This is a genomic window from Actinomadura litoris (genome assembly GCF_009733595.1).
GTDB classification, from domain to species: domain Bacteria; phylum Actinomycetota; class Actinomycetes; order Streptosporangiales; family Streptosporangiaceae; genus Spirillospora; species Spirillospora litoris.
Genome location: NZ_WOFH01000022.1, coordinates 1 through 14962, shown reverse-complemented (window position 1 = coordinate 14962; position 14962 = coordinate 1). Strand labels below are relative to the sequence as shown.

The window sequence follows — 14962 nt, the reverse complement described above, 5'->3', positions numbered from 1 at the left end:
GAGGCCGGGACGGAAGGAACGTCATGAGCCTCAACAGACCCATCGGCGACCAGCCCGCCGCGGAGATCGCCGCCTCGGCCGTGCTCCTCGGCGACGTGCACGTGGGGGCGGGCGCCGTCCTGGCGCAGGGCCTGGTGGTCCGGTCGGAGGACGGGGCGGTGCGGATCGGCGACCATTCGGCCGTCCTGGAGAACGGGGTGATCATCGGCACGCCCGACCACCCCGTCCGGATCGGCCGGCGGACCGTCTTCGGGCATCGGGCGACGATCGTCGGGGCCGCCGTCGGAGACCTGTGCGAGATCGGCAACGGCGCCATCCTGATGCCGGGGTCGCGGCTCGGCGACGGCTGCATCCTCGGTGAGGGCACCCTCGTGCCCGCCGGCACGGTCGTCCCGTCCCAGACCGTGCTCGTCGGCCGCCCGCCGCACGTCCTGCGGACCGCGAACGACACCGACCGCGAACGCGTCGCCGCGCTTCGCGACCACCAGACCGGCCTGACCGACCACCCCGGCAGCGTGCTGCACGGGCCGCTGACCGCGGGAGAGCACATGGGAAGCCTGTACGCCTACCGCGACAAGACCCCGCAGATCGGCGCGGGAACCGTCCTGTTCGACTCGGCCGAGATCACCGGCGACGTCACCATCGGCACCGACTCCCTGATCGGCGCCGGCGTGAAGATCATCGGTGACTCGCACGGCCCGGTGACCATCGGCTCCCGGGTGCAGATCCTGGAGAACACCGTCCTGCACCTGCTGCCCGACAACCGGCTGACCATCGAGGACGACACCGTCATCGGCCCGGGGGCGATGATCCACGGCTGCCATATCGGCCGCGGCGTCGTCGTCGAGCCCGGCGCCATCGTCTGCGACGGCAGCGCGGTCGGCGCCGAGTCGATCGTGCGCGCCGGCGCCTGCGTCAAGCAGCGCGACGCCTTCGGCCCGCGCTCCGACCTGGACGGCTTCCCCGCCCGCCTGACCGCCACCCTGACCGCCGCGCCGCCCCGCCCGACCTGGGCCTTCCCGCCCGGTGCCGCCGCCACCATCCGCAGGGTCCGCTAGGCGGGCGGTGCCCTTCGCCCGGCCGGTGCCGCCACGGGGAGGCGGCTGCACCGGCCGGTCGCGTCGGAGCGTCAGGTGGTGATGGTGGCCACCGGCTCCAGGCCGTAGGTGCGGGCGTAGCCGTTCTCGGTGCCCACGAGCAGGTCCACGACGGTGAAGTAGCGGTCCCAGAAGGGGGTCTCGCGCAACGCGTCGATCAGCAGCCGGTAGGCGTCGTGGTCGTCGGCCTCCCAGACCCAGATGTCGGTGACCCGCGCCGAGTAGAACTCGGTGTCGTAGAAGCGGGAGCGGACGCCGCGGGCGCGGGCCTCGATCACCGGGACGACCTCGGCGGTGAAGGCGCGGACGCGTTCGGCCACGGTCATCGCCAGCCACTCGGGCGTGGTCTTGACCAGCATGAACGCGGTGACCGGCGGTTCGGTGCGGTCAGCGGGCATCGGCTGCCTCCGGCGCGGCGAGGACGGCGGGCCTGAGCGTCCGCGCGCACCACCGCGCGAACCCGGTGGCCGGACCCGTCCGCGAGGAGCGGTCGAAGCCGGAGTCCAGGCCCAGGTCCTTGGCGCGCTTCATGGCGACCATGCCCTCGACGAACGCCTCGTTGAGGCCGTGGGCGAGCATGGCGGACCGCAAGTCCTCCAGCGGCTGCCGGCGGTAGCGGACCGGACGGCCCAGCTCCTCGGTCATGATGCGGGCCATGTCGTTCGGCGACAGGTCCTGCGGGCCGGGCACCGGAACGCTGCCGACACCGGTCCAGGAGCGGTCCAGCAGCAGGTCCGCCGCCCTCGCGGCGATGTCGGCGGCGGCCACCAGCGGGGCCGGGCGGTCCGCGGCGACGGTGTCGGTGAACACGCCCCGCTCGCGGATCGAGTCGACCTCCTCCAGCAGGTTCTCGAAGAAGGACGGGGCGGCCAGGGCGCGGTAGGCGGCGCCGGAGCCGGCGATCAGGTCGTCCATGGCCAGGGACGCGGTGACCAGACCGGCGTGGGCGGCCTGCGGGGTGCCGCGGCCGAGCGCCGAGACCCCGACGACGTGGCCGACGCGGTGGACGGCGAGCGCCCGCGCGGCCGGGCGGGTGAAGCCGCTGTAGGCCTCCTCGGGCGTGATCGAGGCGTCCGGCGGCACCAGCCAGAAGACGGCGTCGGCCCCGGCGAAGGCGCGCTCGACGGTCGCGGCGTCGCCGTGCGAGCCGGTGACCACCTCGACCCGTCCGCGGACGGTCGCGGGGAGCCGGGCGGGGTCGCGGACGACGACCCGCACCTCCTCGCCGCGCGCGGGCGCGGCCTCGACCAGGAGCGGCAGCAGCCGGCGGCCGATGTTCCCGGTGGGCGCGGTAATGACGATCATGAAGACCTCGTGGGTTGTGTCGGATCGGTACGGCCCCCTCAGGGTGCGGATCCGGACCGCGTTGCCACAATGGGAACTTCAGCATCCAATCATTGTCTGAAACGGAATAACGCCCTTGAGCAGCCAAGTTCCGCACCTCGACGCCAATCTCGCGATCGCCCTCGATGCCCTGCTGGCCGAGCAGAGCGTCACGCGTGCCGCCGCGCGGCTGCGCACCTCGCCCGCGGCGATGAGCCGCACCCTGGCCCGGCTGCGCCGGGTGCTCCAGGACCCGCTGCTGGTGCGGGCGGGGCAGGCGATGGTGCCCACGCCCCGCGCCGAGGCGCTGCGGGACGAGGCCGCCGCGGTGGTGCGCCGGCTGGAGGCGCTGCTCACCCCGAGCGGCGGGATCGACCCCGCCGCGCTGCGGCGCACCTTCACCGTGCAGACCTCGGACCTGGTCGGCGTGGCCCTCGCGCCGGGCCTGCTCGGGCTGGCCCGGCGCGAGGCGCCGGGCGTCTCGCTGCGGATGCCGCCCGAGGAGTGGGAGGCCGGGCCCGCGCTGCGCGAGGGCCGCGTCGACCTGGAGATCGGCGCGATCGACCACGTCGACCCGGAGACCCGGGTCGAGAAGCTGACCACGGTGCGGATGGCGGCCGGGGTCAGGGCGGGGCACCCCCTCGCCGAGGGACCCCTGACGCCCGCCGGGCTCGCCGCGGCCGAGCATGTGGTGGTCAGCCGCCGGGGGCGCTTCACCGGTCCGCTGGACGCGGCCCTGCGCGAGCGGGGGCTCAGCCGGAGGGTCAGCGTCGTGCTGCCCGGGCATCTGGCGGCGATGGCGCTGGCCGCGGCCGGGGACGTCGTCTGCCTGGTGCCGGCCGCGCTGCCGGGCGAGCCCCCCTCGCCGCTCGGCGACGCGGCGCGCGCGCTGGGGCTGCGCCTGCTGGAGATCCCGGTACCGCTGCCGCCGGTGACGATCGGCATGGCCTGGCACCCGCGCCATACCGCCGACGGGGCCCACCGGTGGCTGCGGGACGGTGTGCGGCGGGTACTGCGCCCGGCCCGGGAGGAATAGCCCCCCGGCCCGGAGATCGTCCCGTGCCGACCCGGCCGGTACCCGAGGGTTCAGGCGAGCAGGGCGGCGATGCCCCCGGTGACCAGGCCGACGACGGCGATCAGCGGGCTGCCCTTGATCGCGGCGGTGAGATGGAAGCGCAGGTTCCGGTACTCGGCCATGCCCTCGGTCCCGGGCAGGACCAGCAGGCGGGGACGCAGCCCGGCGAAGATGATCCAGTCGAGGACGACCAGGTCCCAGAGCGCCAGCGTGGCGAAGACCAGCGCCGCGCACAGGGCGGCGGGCAGGAAGGTCAGACCGCCGTCCAGCGCGCCGTCGAGCCCGACCATCGCCGCGGTCAGCAGCGGCAGCCCGGCCACGCCCCAGACGACCACGCCGAACCAGACCGCGACCCGGCGCCCGCGCGCGCTCTTGGGTCTGCCGTACCGCTCCTGAATCGCCGGCGGATAGTCGTTCAGCAGGAAGTCCCTGCTGAGGGCGGCCCCGGCGAACACCGCGGCGGTGAACACCACGCTGAGCGCCGCCCCGCAGCCCACCCCGTACCCGACGACCGAGGACCACTGCATGCCGACCTCCCGAACGGTTGCGATCACTTTGGTAAGGCTCACCTAAGCTCGTGTGGTCCTTAAAGTCAACAAGTGTGAAGTTCAGTGATCGCTACGATGGCCGGGTGCCCCCATCCGACGACGCCGAGGACTCCGCGCGGGCGCGCGACGAGCCCGCCGCCGCGACCCGCAGACGGCCGGAGTTCCGCAAGGGCAGACCCACGTTGACCAGGGAGAGGATCGCCCGAGCGGCGCTGGGGATCCTGGCCGAGGCGGGCCCGGCCGAGGTGACGATGCGCGCCGTCGGCGCCCGTCTGCGGGTCTCGCCGCGCGCGCTCTACAACTACGTCGCCGACCGCCGGGACCTGCTCGCGGAGATGGTGGCCGTGTGCCAGTCCGACCGGCCGCGGCCGCGGTTGGACCCTCACCGGTGGCCCGAGAGCCTGCGGGCCTACTGCCGGGAGCTGCGCTCGTGGTACCGCGCCCATCCGGGCATGCCGGCGCTCGCGCGCGCCGAGGACCTCACCCCGTTCGCCTCGTCCGACCTCCTGCGGGCCGACGACGCCCTGGTGGGCTTCTTCCTCGAACTGGGGCTCTCGCCGCGGGACGCCTACCGGGCCTGGTCGGTCACCGTGCTCCAGGTGGCCGGGTTCGCCGAGATCTGGGACGCCGTGCACGACCGGCCGCCCTTCGGCCTGGACCCGGCCGGCTGGACCGGCGTGCCGCCCGGCACGCCGGCCGAGGCGCTCCCGCATCTGCGGCTCCTGGCGGCCGAGTCCGCGGGGGAGCCCCCCGACGCGCTGTTCGAGTCGGTCCTGACCATGCTCGTCGCCGGGGTGCGGGCCATGCTGTGACGCCGCCGGCGCCCCAGGACGGACCTCAACCGGTGATGCGCTGGGAGAGCACCTGGACCGGGGCCTCCTTGACCTTGACCGTGCGGACGGGCTCGAACCCGTGCCGCCGGTAGTAGTCGACCAGCGGACCGCCCCCGCCCGCGTAGCAGTCCACGCGCATCAGCCCGACGCCCCAGGCGCGGGCCTCCTCGCCGGCCTTGGCGATCAGCGCGCCGCCCACCCCGCGCCCGGTGAACTCGCGGTCGGTGAGCAGCAGGTTGATGTACAGCTCCGGCTCGTCGGCCGCGTCGACGTAGGACGGCGGCTCCTTCCCGACGGCGATGACCCCGGCGGGCCGCCCGTCCAGCTCCGCCATCCAGACGTCGTTGGTGCGGACGATGCCGGTGATCCGCTCCACCTTCGCCGGGTCGGCGGACCAGGGCTCGGTGCCCCACTGGTCCGGCCGCCCGTTCGCCACGAGCCACGCCACGGCGGCGTCGAACATCACCATGATCGTCGGCACGTCCCGCATGCCGCCCCTGCGGATCTCCATGTCGCCTCCTTCGCGCGCCGATCCTCGCAGAACCATGATCATTGCCGCGAGGCGGCCGTCCTCGGAAGCGGTCAGGAGGCGATGATGGCCTGGGCGCGGCGGAAGAACCCGAGCGTGAGGCCGTGCAGCATGTCACCGGTCCGCCTCGGTGCCTGCCCCGCGCACGCGCGGGCGTGGGTGCCCTCCAGGACGATGCCGAGCTTGAAACAGGCGAGCACCGCGTACCAGGGCATGGCCGACAGCTCGCGCCCGGCGACGGCGTCGGGCCGTCCGGCGTAGGCGTCGACCAGCTCGCCCGCGGCGGGCAGCCCGCCCGCGGCGCCGAGCGGCCCGGCGAGCGCGTCGCCGTCGCCCTCTCCGTCGCCGGACGGCCAGGTGGCCAGCAGCCAGCCGAGGTCCAGCAGCGGGTCGCCGATCGTGCACATCTCCCAGTCGACGATCGCGGCGACCTCGGGGCCGTGCGGGGAGTACATGAGGTTGGCGAGGTGGTAGTCGCCGTGCATGATCCCCGGGCGCCACGTCGCGGGACGGTGCGCGTCGAGCCAGGCGGCGACCTCGTCCAGGCCGGGGATGTCGGGGCCGGGGTAGCCGGGCAGCGCGCCGTAGGACGCCAGCTCCGACATCCAGCGGCTCACCTGCCGCTCCAGGAACCCCTCCGGCCTGCCGAAGCCGGCGAGGCCGACGGCGCGGTGGTCCACCGCCCCGAGCGCGGCCAGGGCGCGCGCGGCGTTGAGCCCCATCTCGCGCCGGACGGCCGCGTCGCGGGCGTGCGGGCGGGGGAGGGTCACCGTGGCGTTGAAGCCCTCGACCGGCGTCATCAGGTAGAAGACGGCGCCGCCCATGACGCTCTCGTCGGTGCAGGCGGCCAGCAGGCGCGGCGCCGGGACGTCGGTGCCCTCCAGCGCCGCCAGCACGCGGGCCTCGCGGCGCAGCACGTCGTTCGTCCGCGCGCGCAGGTGGGCCGGGCCGCGCCGCAGCACGTAGCCGCGCCCGCCCCGCCGGAAGCGGACCAGCGTGTTCTGCGTCCCGCCGGTCAGCGGCTCGACGTCCTCGAACGGGCCGGGCGGCAGGCCCCGCCCGTCCATCCACCGGGCCAGGACGGCGAAGTCCACCAGCGCGGGGTCGATCTGCTCAGGCTGCACGTCCGTCCCTCCGGCCCGTGTTCCGACTGGTCGTGGGCGCCGCACGCGGCGTCGTTGAAGGTCTACCCCGTGTCCCGGCTCCACGCCGGGCGGACGCGCCCGCGCGTCCGGGAGGTCACATTCGTCCAAGACGGGCGTGTCTCGCCGGGATCAGGATGGGAAGGGTCAGCCGAGGACGATCCACGGGGAGGACGAGATGACCAGCGAGAGCCGCCGGACCATCTACCCACTGATCAATTGCGCCGATCCCGCCGCGTCGATGGAATTCCTGGAGAAGGCGTTCGGATTCACGACGCATTCGGTGCACAAGGACGACACCGGCAAGGTCGTCCACGCGGAGATGGTCTACGGCACCGGAATGTTCATGTTCGGCACCGGAAAGCCGGGCACGAGCGCCGTGTACGTCGCGGTCGAGGATCCCGACGCGCACCACGACGTGGCCCGGGCGGCGGGCGCCGAGATCTTCCGGGAACTGGCCGACCAGGACTACGGGTCCCGCGACTACGCGGCCCGCGACCTGGACGGCAACGAATGGTACTTCGGAACCTACCGCCCCTGAGGCGCGAAACCGGAGGGCCTCGCGGCGGTTCCCGGTGCTACCGGTTCGGGAGCCGGCCGCGGGACTCCGGCACGACTTCCGATACGCGCTCGTAATGCGATGGTCTCGCCGTTCGCGCCCCCGATCGCGTGCGAGGACGCGCAGATGTTCGTCAACGCGGCGATCACCTCCACCGGCCAGCGGGAGTTCCACCATGACGAGGGCGACCAGCGCCTCTCGCCGGACCTCCTGCGCGGCTCATGGGGGAGGGGCGCCGCCGTCCTGGACGGCGACGGGATCTCCACCCTGGCCGACCCGCGCGCCGCCGCGACGCGGGCGGAGGAGGAGTGGGCCGGGTTCTACGACGAGGTCATGGCCCGGGGGGATCCGGCACGACGTGGACGCGCACCGTCCAGTAGCTCGACGGGTTCGAGGTGACCTGCTTCCTGCCCTCTTCGACCCGCGCTCGGAGAACCACATCGGCGAGTGCGTCGCCGACCGGGACGGCCGGATCGCCTACCTGAAGACGTTCCGGCTCTCGGACGGGCCAGGTCAAGCGCGGCGACCTGCTCAAGCGGCTCGCGCGGTACGGCCGGCGGCTCGCCGCCGCCTCGCTCGGCGTCGGCGAGGACACCCTGGCGCTGCGGCTCGAACGCTCCGGGTTCGGCTACCCGCTGCGCCAGGACGTCCTGGACCACTACCGGGCGCGGGCCCGCCGGAAGGTCACCTGAGGCCGGCGAACAGGTCGTCCTCGTGGGCGGGCGCCTCGACGCGCGACCACTGCCGGACGAACGTCTCGGAGGAGAAGATCGTGGCCTGCACCTTCTCGGGCATCCGCAGGAAGAAGATGTTCTCGCCCTGGCTGGCGTGCGCCTGGAGCGCCTTGACCTTGGCCTCGACGTGCGCGGAGACGTCCACGACGCTGGTGATCAGCTCGTCGGGGGTGCCGAAGTCCTCCGGCGGCTCGAAGTCGATCTCGATGCCGGCCTCCTTGACGAACTCGAACATCCGCTTGATGCCGGAGCGGGGCATGGCCGTGTAGTACAGCTTGGCGGGCACGCCGGTCTTCTCCGCGGCGGCGACGGTGATGCGGTGCGCCTGGATGTGGTCGGGGTGGCCGTAGCCGCCGTCCTCGTCGTAGGTGACGACGACCTGGGGGCGGTAGCGCTCCATCAGCTCCGCCAGGCGCCCGGCGGACTCCTCCAGCGGGATGTTCGCGAAGGCCGCCGGGTCGTCGTTGGTGTCCCAGCCGACCATCCCGGAGTCGCGGTAGCCGAGCAGCTCCACCTCGTCGATGCGCAGGTGCGCGGCCGACTCGGCCAGCTCGGCGAGGCGCCGCCGCGCCACCCCGGCGGCGTCGTGGCCGGGGTCGCCGGGCTTGGCGCCGCCGGTGTCGTCGCCCTGCTCGCCGTTGGTGCAGGTGACCAGTACGGTGCGGATGCCCTCCGCGGCGCAGCGCGCCAGCAGCCCGCCGGTACCGAGGACCTCGTCGTCGGGATGGGCGTGCACCGCCATCAGTGTGAGTTCGTGCTCCATCGCTCCGGGACTCCTCGGGCCGCTCGTCCGGCCGTCCACTCTACGTGGTCCGGGTGGAGCCGATCAGGTTTGCGACGAGGACTCGGTCTCGGACAGATCCGCCACGGTGAGCGGGTGCGCGGGCGCCTCGAACGGGAAGTGCGAGGTCGCGGCGGGGCCGTCCACGACGAGCAGTTCGCCGGGGGAGAGGGCCCGCCAGCCGGGGTCGTCGTCGAGCCGCTCGCTGGCGAGGACGCACGCGGGCGTCGACTCGCGGTGCGCGGCCACCTCCATGCCGCCCTGCTCGCGGCCCGCGGCCAGGCGGCGGGCGGCGCCCGGCTCGCCGGGCCCGGCCAGCTCCGGCGTCAGCACCCAGAGCGGGTGGGTGGCCGGGTAGCGCAGCGCCCACAGCCGCCGCGACTCGGCCAGCAGCAGGTTGAGGGCGAAGACCGGCAGCTCGGCGGCGATCCGCCGGACGGCCGCGACCAGCCCCGCCGTCGTGTCGCCCCGGCGCCGGATCTCCGCGGTGACGTAGGCACAGACCAGCTCGGAGTCGGTCTGCCCCTGGACGGGCGCGCGGTCCACGTCGGTGAGCCACGACCCGAGCGTGTCCAGCCCGCGGACCACGCCGTTGTGGGCGAACAGCCGGTCGTCCATCACGAACGGGTGCGAGTTGTGGACGTCGGCCCCGCCGGTCGAGGCGTACCGGACGTGGGAGACGAACGTGTGCGACACGACGCGCCGGGCCTCGGCGTTGAAGTCGGCGTCCCGGAACGCGGCGATCGGGGCGCGGTCGCGCACGGGCTCCTCGCCCAGCGAGAACCAGCCGAGGCCCGTGCCGTCGGGCATGCGGCGGCTCTGGGAGGAGAGGCTGTCCGGCGCGTCCAGCAGCCAGAACGTGGCGTGCACGCGGGGGCCGCCGGTGGTCATCCCGAAGAGTCGGCACATGCGGGGACGATGCCCGCTCCGGTGCCCCTCATCCCACCCGGTTCTCGCGGCACCCGGACCTTCGACGCCGGGGCCGCCGATGACGTACGGTCCCGGTATGGGGTCGCCGGTGGTTCTGCTGGACGTTGACGGTGTGCTCAATCCCTTCGAGAGGCCCCACCAGGGGTACGGGCGGCACGCGTGCTCGCCGAACGGGATCACGTTCCAGCTCTGGCTCGACCCGGGGCACGGCCCCTCACTGCTGGAGCTGGCCGAGTCGACCGGCGCCGAACTGGCGTGGGCGAGCTACTGGTGCGACAACGCCAACGAGTGGATCGCGCCGCGCGTGGGGCTGCCGAGGCTGCCGTTCGTCCCGATCCCGCGCTTCCCCGGCGCCGCGGAGGGGCGGACGCTCGGCGCGTGGAAGGCCCGGCACGTCGCCGCGTGGACGCGGGGGCGCCCGTTCGTCTGGTTCGAGGACGAGCCGGACGCCACCGCCTGCCTCGCCGGCGAGCCGGACGTGGCCGACCACCTCCTCGTGGAGGTCGACCCGCTGACCGGACTCACCGGCGAGCACATTTCCGCCGCCGCGGCCTGGCTGAGGGCCCTCGATCTCTGACCCCCGGCCGGCCGGGACGCGGCGGACGGATCAGCAGCTGCCGAGCATGCCGTTCAGCGCCGTCTTCTCCGCCGAGTCGATCGCGAGGTCGTACCGGTACTTCACGTCGATCCAGGACCGCGCGTACATGCAGCGGAACGAGGACAGCGGCGGCGACCACTTCGCCGGGTCCTTGTCGCCCTTGGCCTGGTTGACGTTGTCGGTGACCGCCCACAGCTGCGAGCTGGTCAGGTCGTTGGCGAACGCCTGGCGGCGCGAGGTCGTCCAGGCCGAGGCGCCCGAGCGCCACGCCTCGGCGAGCGGCACCATGTGGTCGATGTCGATGTCGGACGCCTGGGTCCAGGTCGCCCCGTCGTAGGGGCTCTTCCACGTCCCGGAGACCGCGGCGCAGGACGCGTCGGTCTGCACGTTCTCCCCGTCGCGCTTGAGGACGACCTCGCGGGTGTTGCAGGTCCCGGACTGCGTGATCCAGTGCGGGAACTTCTCGCGGCTGTAGCCGGTGAGCGAGCCCTCCGCCTCCACCGTGAGCCCCGCGAGGTGCTGGGCCGCCTCGCTCGCCCCGGGCGGGGGCGGCGGAGCGGCGAGTGCGGCGGACGCGAGCGGTGCCACCAGCGAGGCGGCCGCGCTGAGAGCGGAGATGGTGACGGCGGTGATTCCCGTGATTTTCACGGATAACTCCGTTTCGATCGGGAGCAGATACCGCCAGTCTCAAATAGTTAGATAAACCAGAAATGTCTATTTGGTTAGCGGACATCACGATCAGGTCACGACATTCCCTTGGAGCAGGTGTCATTCGTCCAAGACGGCCGCTGAGAGGGCCACCTGGCGTCGGCGGCGGTGGGAGAAGCAGGCCGATGACGAGATCACCGCCGATGGACCCGGCCTTCGGTTCCATGCCGGCGTAGATCGTTTACGTGGCCGTCGAACTGGGGCCGGCGACGCCCTGGCGCCCGGCCCGCTGTCGAGCGCGGAGATGGCGAAGGAGGCCGGTGCTCACGCGCCGTCACTGCCGCGCCCGCTGCGGGCGCCGACCTGCCTCGGCGTCGTCGAGTAGGGCGTCCCCGACCTGTTCGCGCTGACCGGGCACGGGCAGGTGCCGCGCGCGGACGCGCCGGACGATTGGCGGACCCGGGGCGATATGGCCGAGACGCTTCCCACGGGCGAGTACGCGTGGCATCGGATGACCGGTATAAGGCTGTTTGAGTGCTTTGCCGCAAATGAATAATTCTCGGTTATTTTCAATCGGGCGATGGCCGAGCGCACCCGCGCCGTCGCGCCCGGCCTCGGCGCCGCGCACGACGTCGCCCGCTACGGGGCGGTCGCCCACCTAGGCGGCGGCGACGGCTCGCTGCTCGCCGCGATCCTGCGGTCCGCCCCGGGGTCCAGCGGCATCCCGTACGACGTTCCCGCCGGGCTGGAGGTGGCCGCCGGGCCGCTCGCCGAGGCGTGGCCGGCAATTGCAGACGAGGCGCAGCCGGGTATCGCAGACAGGGGAGGGTGCTTCCCCCTAGGCTTGGTTCGAACATATGAGCGAAGGAGGGGCCATGAGCGTCCAGGACCAGATGCTTCCCGCCGCCGAGGCCGCGGCGCGGATCATGCGCGAGACCCCGGCGGACCGGCTGGACGACCCGTCCCCCTGTCCCGGCTGGAGCGTCCGCGACCTGGTCAACCACCTGTGCCTGTGGAACGCGCGGGGCGAGACGGCCGCGCGCCGCCAGCCCCCGGGCGGGCCCGGGGAGGACCACGACTTCACCGCCGAGCCGGACTGGGCCGACCGGTTCGCCGAGCAGGCGCGCGGCACCGCCGAGGCATGGGACGACCCGGCGGCCTGGGAGGGCAAGACCAGCCTCAGCGGCCTCTCGGAGGGCATGCCCGCGCCGTTCGTCGGCGGGCTCCTGCTCAGCGAACTCGTCCTGCACGGCTGGGACCTCGCCGCCGCCACCGGCCGCGAGCCGGGGTTCGCGGCCGAGACCGTCCAGGCGGAGTGGGACTACCTGGTCACGACGGTGGAGCTCGGCCGCCGGTACAAGGTGTTCGGGGAGGAGGTGCCGGTCGCCGCCGACGCGCCGCTGCTCGACCGCGTCGTCGGCCTCTCGGGCCGCGACCCGCGCTGGACGCCCTGAGCCCGCCGCCTCCATGACGCGCCGATGAGGGTGAAGCGCGTGGGGCCGGACGCGGGAGGGCCCCGCGCGCTCTACCCTTGAGGCATGTCTTCGAGTTCTTCGATCCGCGTACGCTTCGCTCCGTCACCGACCGGCATGTTCCATGTCGGGGGCGCCCGCTCGGCGCTGTTCAACTGGGTGATGGCCGTGCAGTCCGGCGGCACGCTCGTGCTGCGGATCGAGGACACCGACGCCTCGCGCAACAGCCCCGAGTGGACCGAGGGCATCATCCGCGCGCTGGCCTGGCTCGGCATGGACGGCGAGCAGTACGAGGGCCCCTACTTCCAGTCCGCCAACGCCGACCGGCACGCCGCCGCCGTCCAGACGCTGAAGGACCGGGGCCGCGCCTACTACTGCGACTGCTCCCGCGAGGCCGTGACCGCCCGCACCGGCGACCAGCACAAGGGCTACGACGGGTTCTGCCGTGACCGCAGCCTGGAGCCCGGCCCCGGCCGCGCCCTGCGCTTCCGCACCCCCGACGAGGGCCAGACCACCGTCGTCGACCTGCTGCGCGGCAAGCCCGTCTTCGAGAACGCCGTCCTGGAGGACTTCGTCATCGCCCGCGCCGACGGGTCGGTGACCTTCCTACTGGCCAACGTCGTGGACGACATGAGCCAGCAGATCACCCACGTCGTGCGCGCCGAGGAGCACCTGTCCAACGCGCCCAAGCAGCAGCTTCTGTGGGAGGCGCTCGGCGCCGAGCCGCCCGTCTGGGCGCACCTGCCGGTGGTCGTGAACGAGAAGCGGCAGAAGCTGTCCAAGCGGCGCGACAAGGTCGCCCTGGAGGACTACCGCGCCGAGGGCTACCTCGCCGAGGCGATGCGCAACTACCTGATGCTGCTCGGCTGGGCGCCCTCCGGCGACCGCGAGATCGTCCCGTGGGAGGTGGTCGTCGAGGAGTTCCGCGTCGAGGACGTCAACACCTCGCCCGCCTTCTTCGACGTCAAGAAGCTCCGCGCGATCAACGGCGAGTACATCCGCGCGCTGCCCGCCGAGAAGTTCGTCGCCGAGTGCCTGCCGTTCCTGCAGGAGGCCCCCTTCGACGTGGACGTGGCCGTCTTCGCCGAGCTGGCGCCGCTGGCCCAGACCCGGGTGGCGCTGCTGTCGGAGATCGTCCCGATGATCGACTTCGCGTTCCTGGACGAGCCGCCCGCCGACGAGCAGTCGTGGAACAAGGCCATGAAGGAGCCCGCCGAGCGGATCCTCGCCGCCGCCGAGGAGTCCTACCGCGACGCGCCCTGGAACGCCGAGGAGCTGAAGACCCGGCTGGAGCGGATCGGTACCGAGCACGGCCTGAAGCTCGGCAAGACGCAGGCGCCCGTCCGCGTCGCCGTCACCGGGCGCACCGTCGGCCTGCCGCTGTTCGAGTCCCTGGAGATCCTCGGCCGCGACCGCACGCTCGCCCGCATCGCCGCCGCCTGCGCCCGCCTCGCCGCGACCGCCGGCTAGCGGAAGGTGATCGCGCCGGGGTAGTGGCCGGACGCGCAGACGAAGCGCATCCGGCCCGCCCCGGGGACGCCCAGGTCGATCCGCGTCTCGCCGTGTTCGGGAAGGATCACGTCCTCGCCGCGCTGCGGGATCGTGAACGCCCGCGTGTGGCCGCGCGTGCCGTCCGTCCGCAGCACGAGGACGGTGTGCACGCCCGCCCGCGCGGTGACGCGCGAGGGCCGGTACCCCCGGTCGAGCGCCCACACGGTCACCAGCTGCGTGCCGGAGGTGTCGGTCCGGACGAACCGCGCCGAGCCGGCCGCCGTCGCCGTCCCGCCCCGCTCGGGCAGCCAGCCGCCGAGCCGCAGGCCCGACAGCAGCGTCCAGCCGGCGGCGGCGAGCAGCCCGGCGGCCAGCAGGACGGCGGCGCGCCCCCGCACCACCGCGAGGACCCGCCCGACCGTGACCCCGACCGCGCCGAACAGCGGCGCGGTGCCGAGCACGAACCCGCCCATCACCGCGGCGCCGCCCACCGCCGACCGGGACGTGACGGCCAGCAGCTCCGCCGACAGCGTCAGCCCGCACGGCACGACCACGGTGGCCGCGCCCAGCCCGGCGGCCCGCCGCCACCCGCCGCGCGTCGCCTCCGGCGCCCCGCGGTGCCGGTCGCGGCGCAGGAGGCGTCGGGCAGGGCGGAAGCCCAGCAGGTCGAGCGCGAACAGTGCGAGGGACAGCGCGGCGGCCGCGAGCAGGACGCCCCGCACACGCGGGCCCGGCTGGACGGCGCCGCCCGCCAACCCCAGCGAGGCGCCGAGCAGGACGTGCGCGACGAGCTTCGCCGACAGGAACGTCACCACGGCCCGCGCGTCGGTGCCGGCGCGGGCGGGGGAGGCCGCGCAACCGGGGGGCGGGGGGCCGGTGGGGCGGGCGCCGGTGACCGCGCCCGTGAGGAGCCCGAGCTGCACGGCGGCGCAGGTCGTCCCTCCGGCCAGCAGCCCCGTTCCGGCGCCGGTCAGGAAGAGCGCGGTGACGTCCATGGCCCACCCCCGCAGCAGGACCGTCCCCGCGCCGGGATGCCGCGAAGCGTAACCGGACCGGCAGCTTCCGGTGGCTCCGCCTAGATCGTTGATGGGGGTTGTGGTGTGGTCTGGTCAGTGGTCGTAGGCGGTCAGTGATCGTTTGATCGGGGCGTGGGTCAGCCAGTTGTGCCAGATCGCGGCGTTGAGGGCGCAGATGCGTTGGCA

The 14962-nt window shown here is 73.7% G+C and carries 17 protein-coding genes and 1 pseudogene; 8 read left to right on the top strand and 10 right to left on the bottom strand.

Annotated elements, in window-relative coordinates:
* Window positions 1-23 precede the first annotated feature (23 nt).
* Complete coding sequence (locus GNZ18_RS39060; RefSeq protein WP_156222356.1) at window positions 24-1058, top strand: gamma carbonic anhydrase family protein; 1035 nt, start codon at window positions 24-26, stop codon at window positions 1056-1058.
* 71 nt (window positions 1059-1129) lie between these two features.
* Here GNZ18_RS39060 and GNZ18_RS39055 read toward each other — a convergent pair whose 3' ends face one another.
* Window positions 1130-1495 (bottom strand): darcynin family protein, encoded by a 366-nt coding sequence (locus GNZ18_RS39055; RefSeq protein ID WP_156222354.1) that lies wholly within the window; start codon window positions 1493-1495, stop codon window positions 1130-1132.
* Window positions 1485-2402, bottom strand: a complete 918-nt coding sequence (locus GNZ18_RS39050; RefSeq protein ID WP_156222352.1) for an NAD(P)H-binding protein — start codon at window positions 2400-2402, stop codon at window positions 1485-1487. The genes GNZ18_RS39055 and GNZ18_RS39050 overlap by 11 nt, the downstream gene beginning before the upstream one ends.
* A gap of 115 nt (window positions 2403-2517) precedes the next feature.
* Between GNZ18_RS39050 and GNZ18_RS39045 the strand changes: the two genes are divergently transcribed.
* Window positions 2518-3456, top strand: coding sequence for a LysR family transcriptional regulator (locus GNZ18_RS39045; RefSeq protein ID WP_156222350.1), 939 nt, complete (start codon window positions 2518-2520; stop codon window positions 3454-3456).
* 50 nt (window positions 3457-3506) lie between these two features.
* On the opposite strand, the gene GNZ18_RS39040 is transcribed toward GNZ18_RS39045, so the two are convergent.
* On the bottom strand, window positions 3507-4049 hold the full coding sequence (locus GNZ18_RS39040) for a hypothetical protein (RefSeq protein WP_156222348.1): 543 nt from the start codon (window positions 4047-4049) through the stop codon (window positions 3507-3509).
* A gap of 77 nt (window positions 4050-4126) precedes the next feature.
* On the opposite strand from GNZ18_RS39040, the gene GNZ18_RS39035 reads away from it, so the two are divergent.
* Window positions 4127-4855, top strand: coding sequence for a TetR/AcrR family transcriptional regulator (locus GNZ18_RS39035; RefSeq protein ID WP_156222346.1), 729 nt, complete (start codon window positions 4127-4129; stop codon window positions 4853-4855).
* Between the two features lie 25 nt (window positions 4856-4880).
* Here the strand turns inward: GNZ18_RS39035 and GNZ18_RS39030 are convergent, their stop codons facing one another.
* Entirely contained in the window at window positions 4881-5387 is a 507-nt protein-coding gene (locus GNZ18_RS39030) for a GNAT family N-acetyltransferase (RefSeq protein WP_156222344.1), read from the bottom strand.
* Window positions 5388-5458: 71 nt separating this feature from the next.
* Entirely contained in the window at window positions 5459-6529 is a 1071-nt protein-coding gene (locus GNZ18_RS39025; RefSeq protein ID WP_312875007.1) for a phosphotransferase family protein, read from the bottom strand.
* Window positions 6530-6725: 196 nt separating this feature from the next.
* Here GNZ18_RS39025 and GNZ18_RS39020 point away from each other — a divergent pair, with 196 nt between their 5' ends.
* Together GNZ18_RS39020 and GNZ18_RS39015 are read left to right on the top strand one after the other, a co-directional pair.
* Window positions 6726-7088 carry a VOC family protein gene (locus tag GNZ18_RS39020; protein ID WP_156222342.1) on the top strand — a complete coding sequence of 121 codons (363 nt, stop codon included), beginning with the start codon at window positions 6726-6728 and terminating at the stop codon, window positions 7086-7088.
* 99 nt (window positions 7089-7187) lie between these two features.
* Window positions 7188-7505 (top strand): hypothetical protein, encoded by a 318-nt coding sequence (locus GNZ18_RS39015; RefSeq protein WP_156222340.1) that lies wholly within the window; start codon window positions 7188-7190, stop codon window positions 7503-7505.
* A 285-nt stretch (window positions 7506-7790) separates the two neighbouring features.
* Here GNZ18_RS39015 and GNZ18_RS39010 read toward each other — a convergent pair whose 3' ends face one another.
* Together GNZ18_RS39010 and GNZ18_RS39005 are read right to left on the bottom strand one after the other, a co-directional pair.
* Window positions 7791-8603, bottom strand: a complete 813-nt coding sequence (locus GNZ18_RS39010) for a PIG-L family deacetylase (protein ID WP_156222338.1) — start codon at window positions 8601-8603, stop codon at window positions 7791-7793.
* Window positions 8604-8666: 63 nt separating this feature from the next.
* Window positions 8667-9530, bottom strand: a complete 864-nt coding sequence (locus GNZ18_RS39005; protein WP_156222336.1) for a class II glutamine amidotransferase — start codon at window positions 9528-9530, stop codon at window positions 8667-8669.
* 97 nt (window positions 9531-9627) lie between these two features.
* Here GNZ18_RS39005 and GNZ18_RS39000 point away from each other — a divergent pair, with 97 nt between their 5' ends.
* Complete coding sequence (locus GNZ18_RS39000; RefSeq protein WP_156222334.1) at window positions 9628-10128, top strand: HAD domain-containing protein; 501 nt, start codon at window positions 9628-9630, stop codon at window positions 10126-10128.
* Window positions 10129-10158: 30 nt separating this feature from the next.
* Here GNZ18_RS39000 and GNZ18_RS38995 read toward each other — a convergent pair whose 3' ends face one another.
* Window positions 10159-10797: a GmrSD restriction endonuclease domain-containing protein gene (locus GNZ18_RS38995; protein ID WP_312875006.1), complete on the bottom strand. Its 639-nt coding sequence runs from the start codon at window positions 10795-10797 to the stop codon at window positions 10159-10161.
* 875 nt (window positions 10798-11672) lie between these two features.
* Here GNZ18_RS38995 and GNZ18_RS38990 point away from each other — a divergent pair.
* Window positions 11673-12251: a TIGR03086 family metal-binding protein gene (locus GNZ18_RS38990; protein WP_156222330.1), complete on the top strand. Its 579-nt coding sequence runs from the start codon at window positions 11673-11675 to the stop codon at window positions 12249-12251.
* An 84-nt stretch (window positions 12252-12335) separates the two neighbouring features.
* On the top strand, window positions 12336-13739 hold the full coding sequence (gltX, locus tag GNZ18_RS38985) for a glutamate--tRNA ligase (RefSeq protein WP_156222328.1): 1404 nt from the start codon (window positions 12336-12338) through the stop codon (window positions 13737-13739).
* On the opposite strand, the gene GNZ18_RS38980 is transcribed toward gltX, so the two are convergent.
* Window positions 13736-14755: an urease accessory protein UreH domain-containing protein gene (locus GNZ18_RS38980; protein ID WP_156222326.1), complete on the bottom strand. Its 1020-nt coding sequence runs from the start codon at window positions 14753-14755 to the stop codon at window positions 13736-13738. The two genes, gltX and GNZ18_RS38980, sit on opposite strands and share 4 nt — an antisense overlap.
* A gap of 114 nt (window positions 14756-14869) precedes the next feature.
* Window positions 14870-14962 (bottom strand): annotated as a pseudogene (locus GNZ18_RS44230) (IS982 family transposase); the annotation flags it as partial.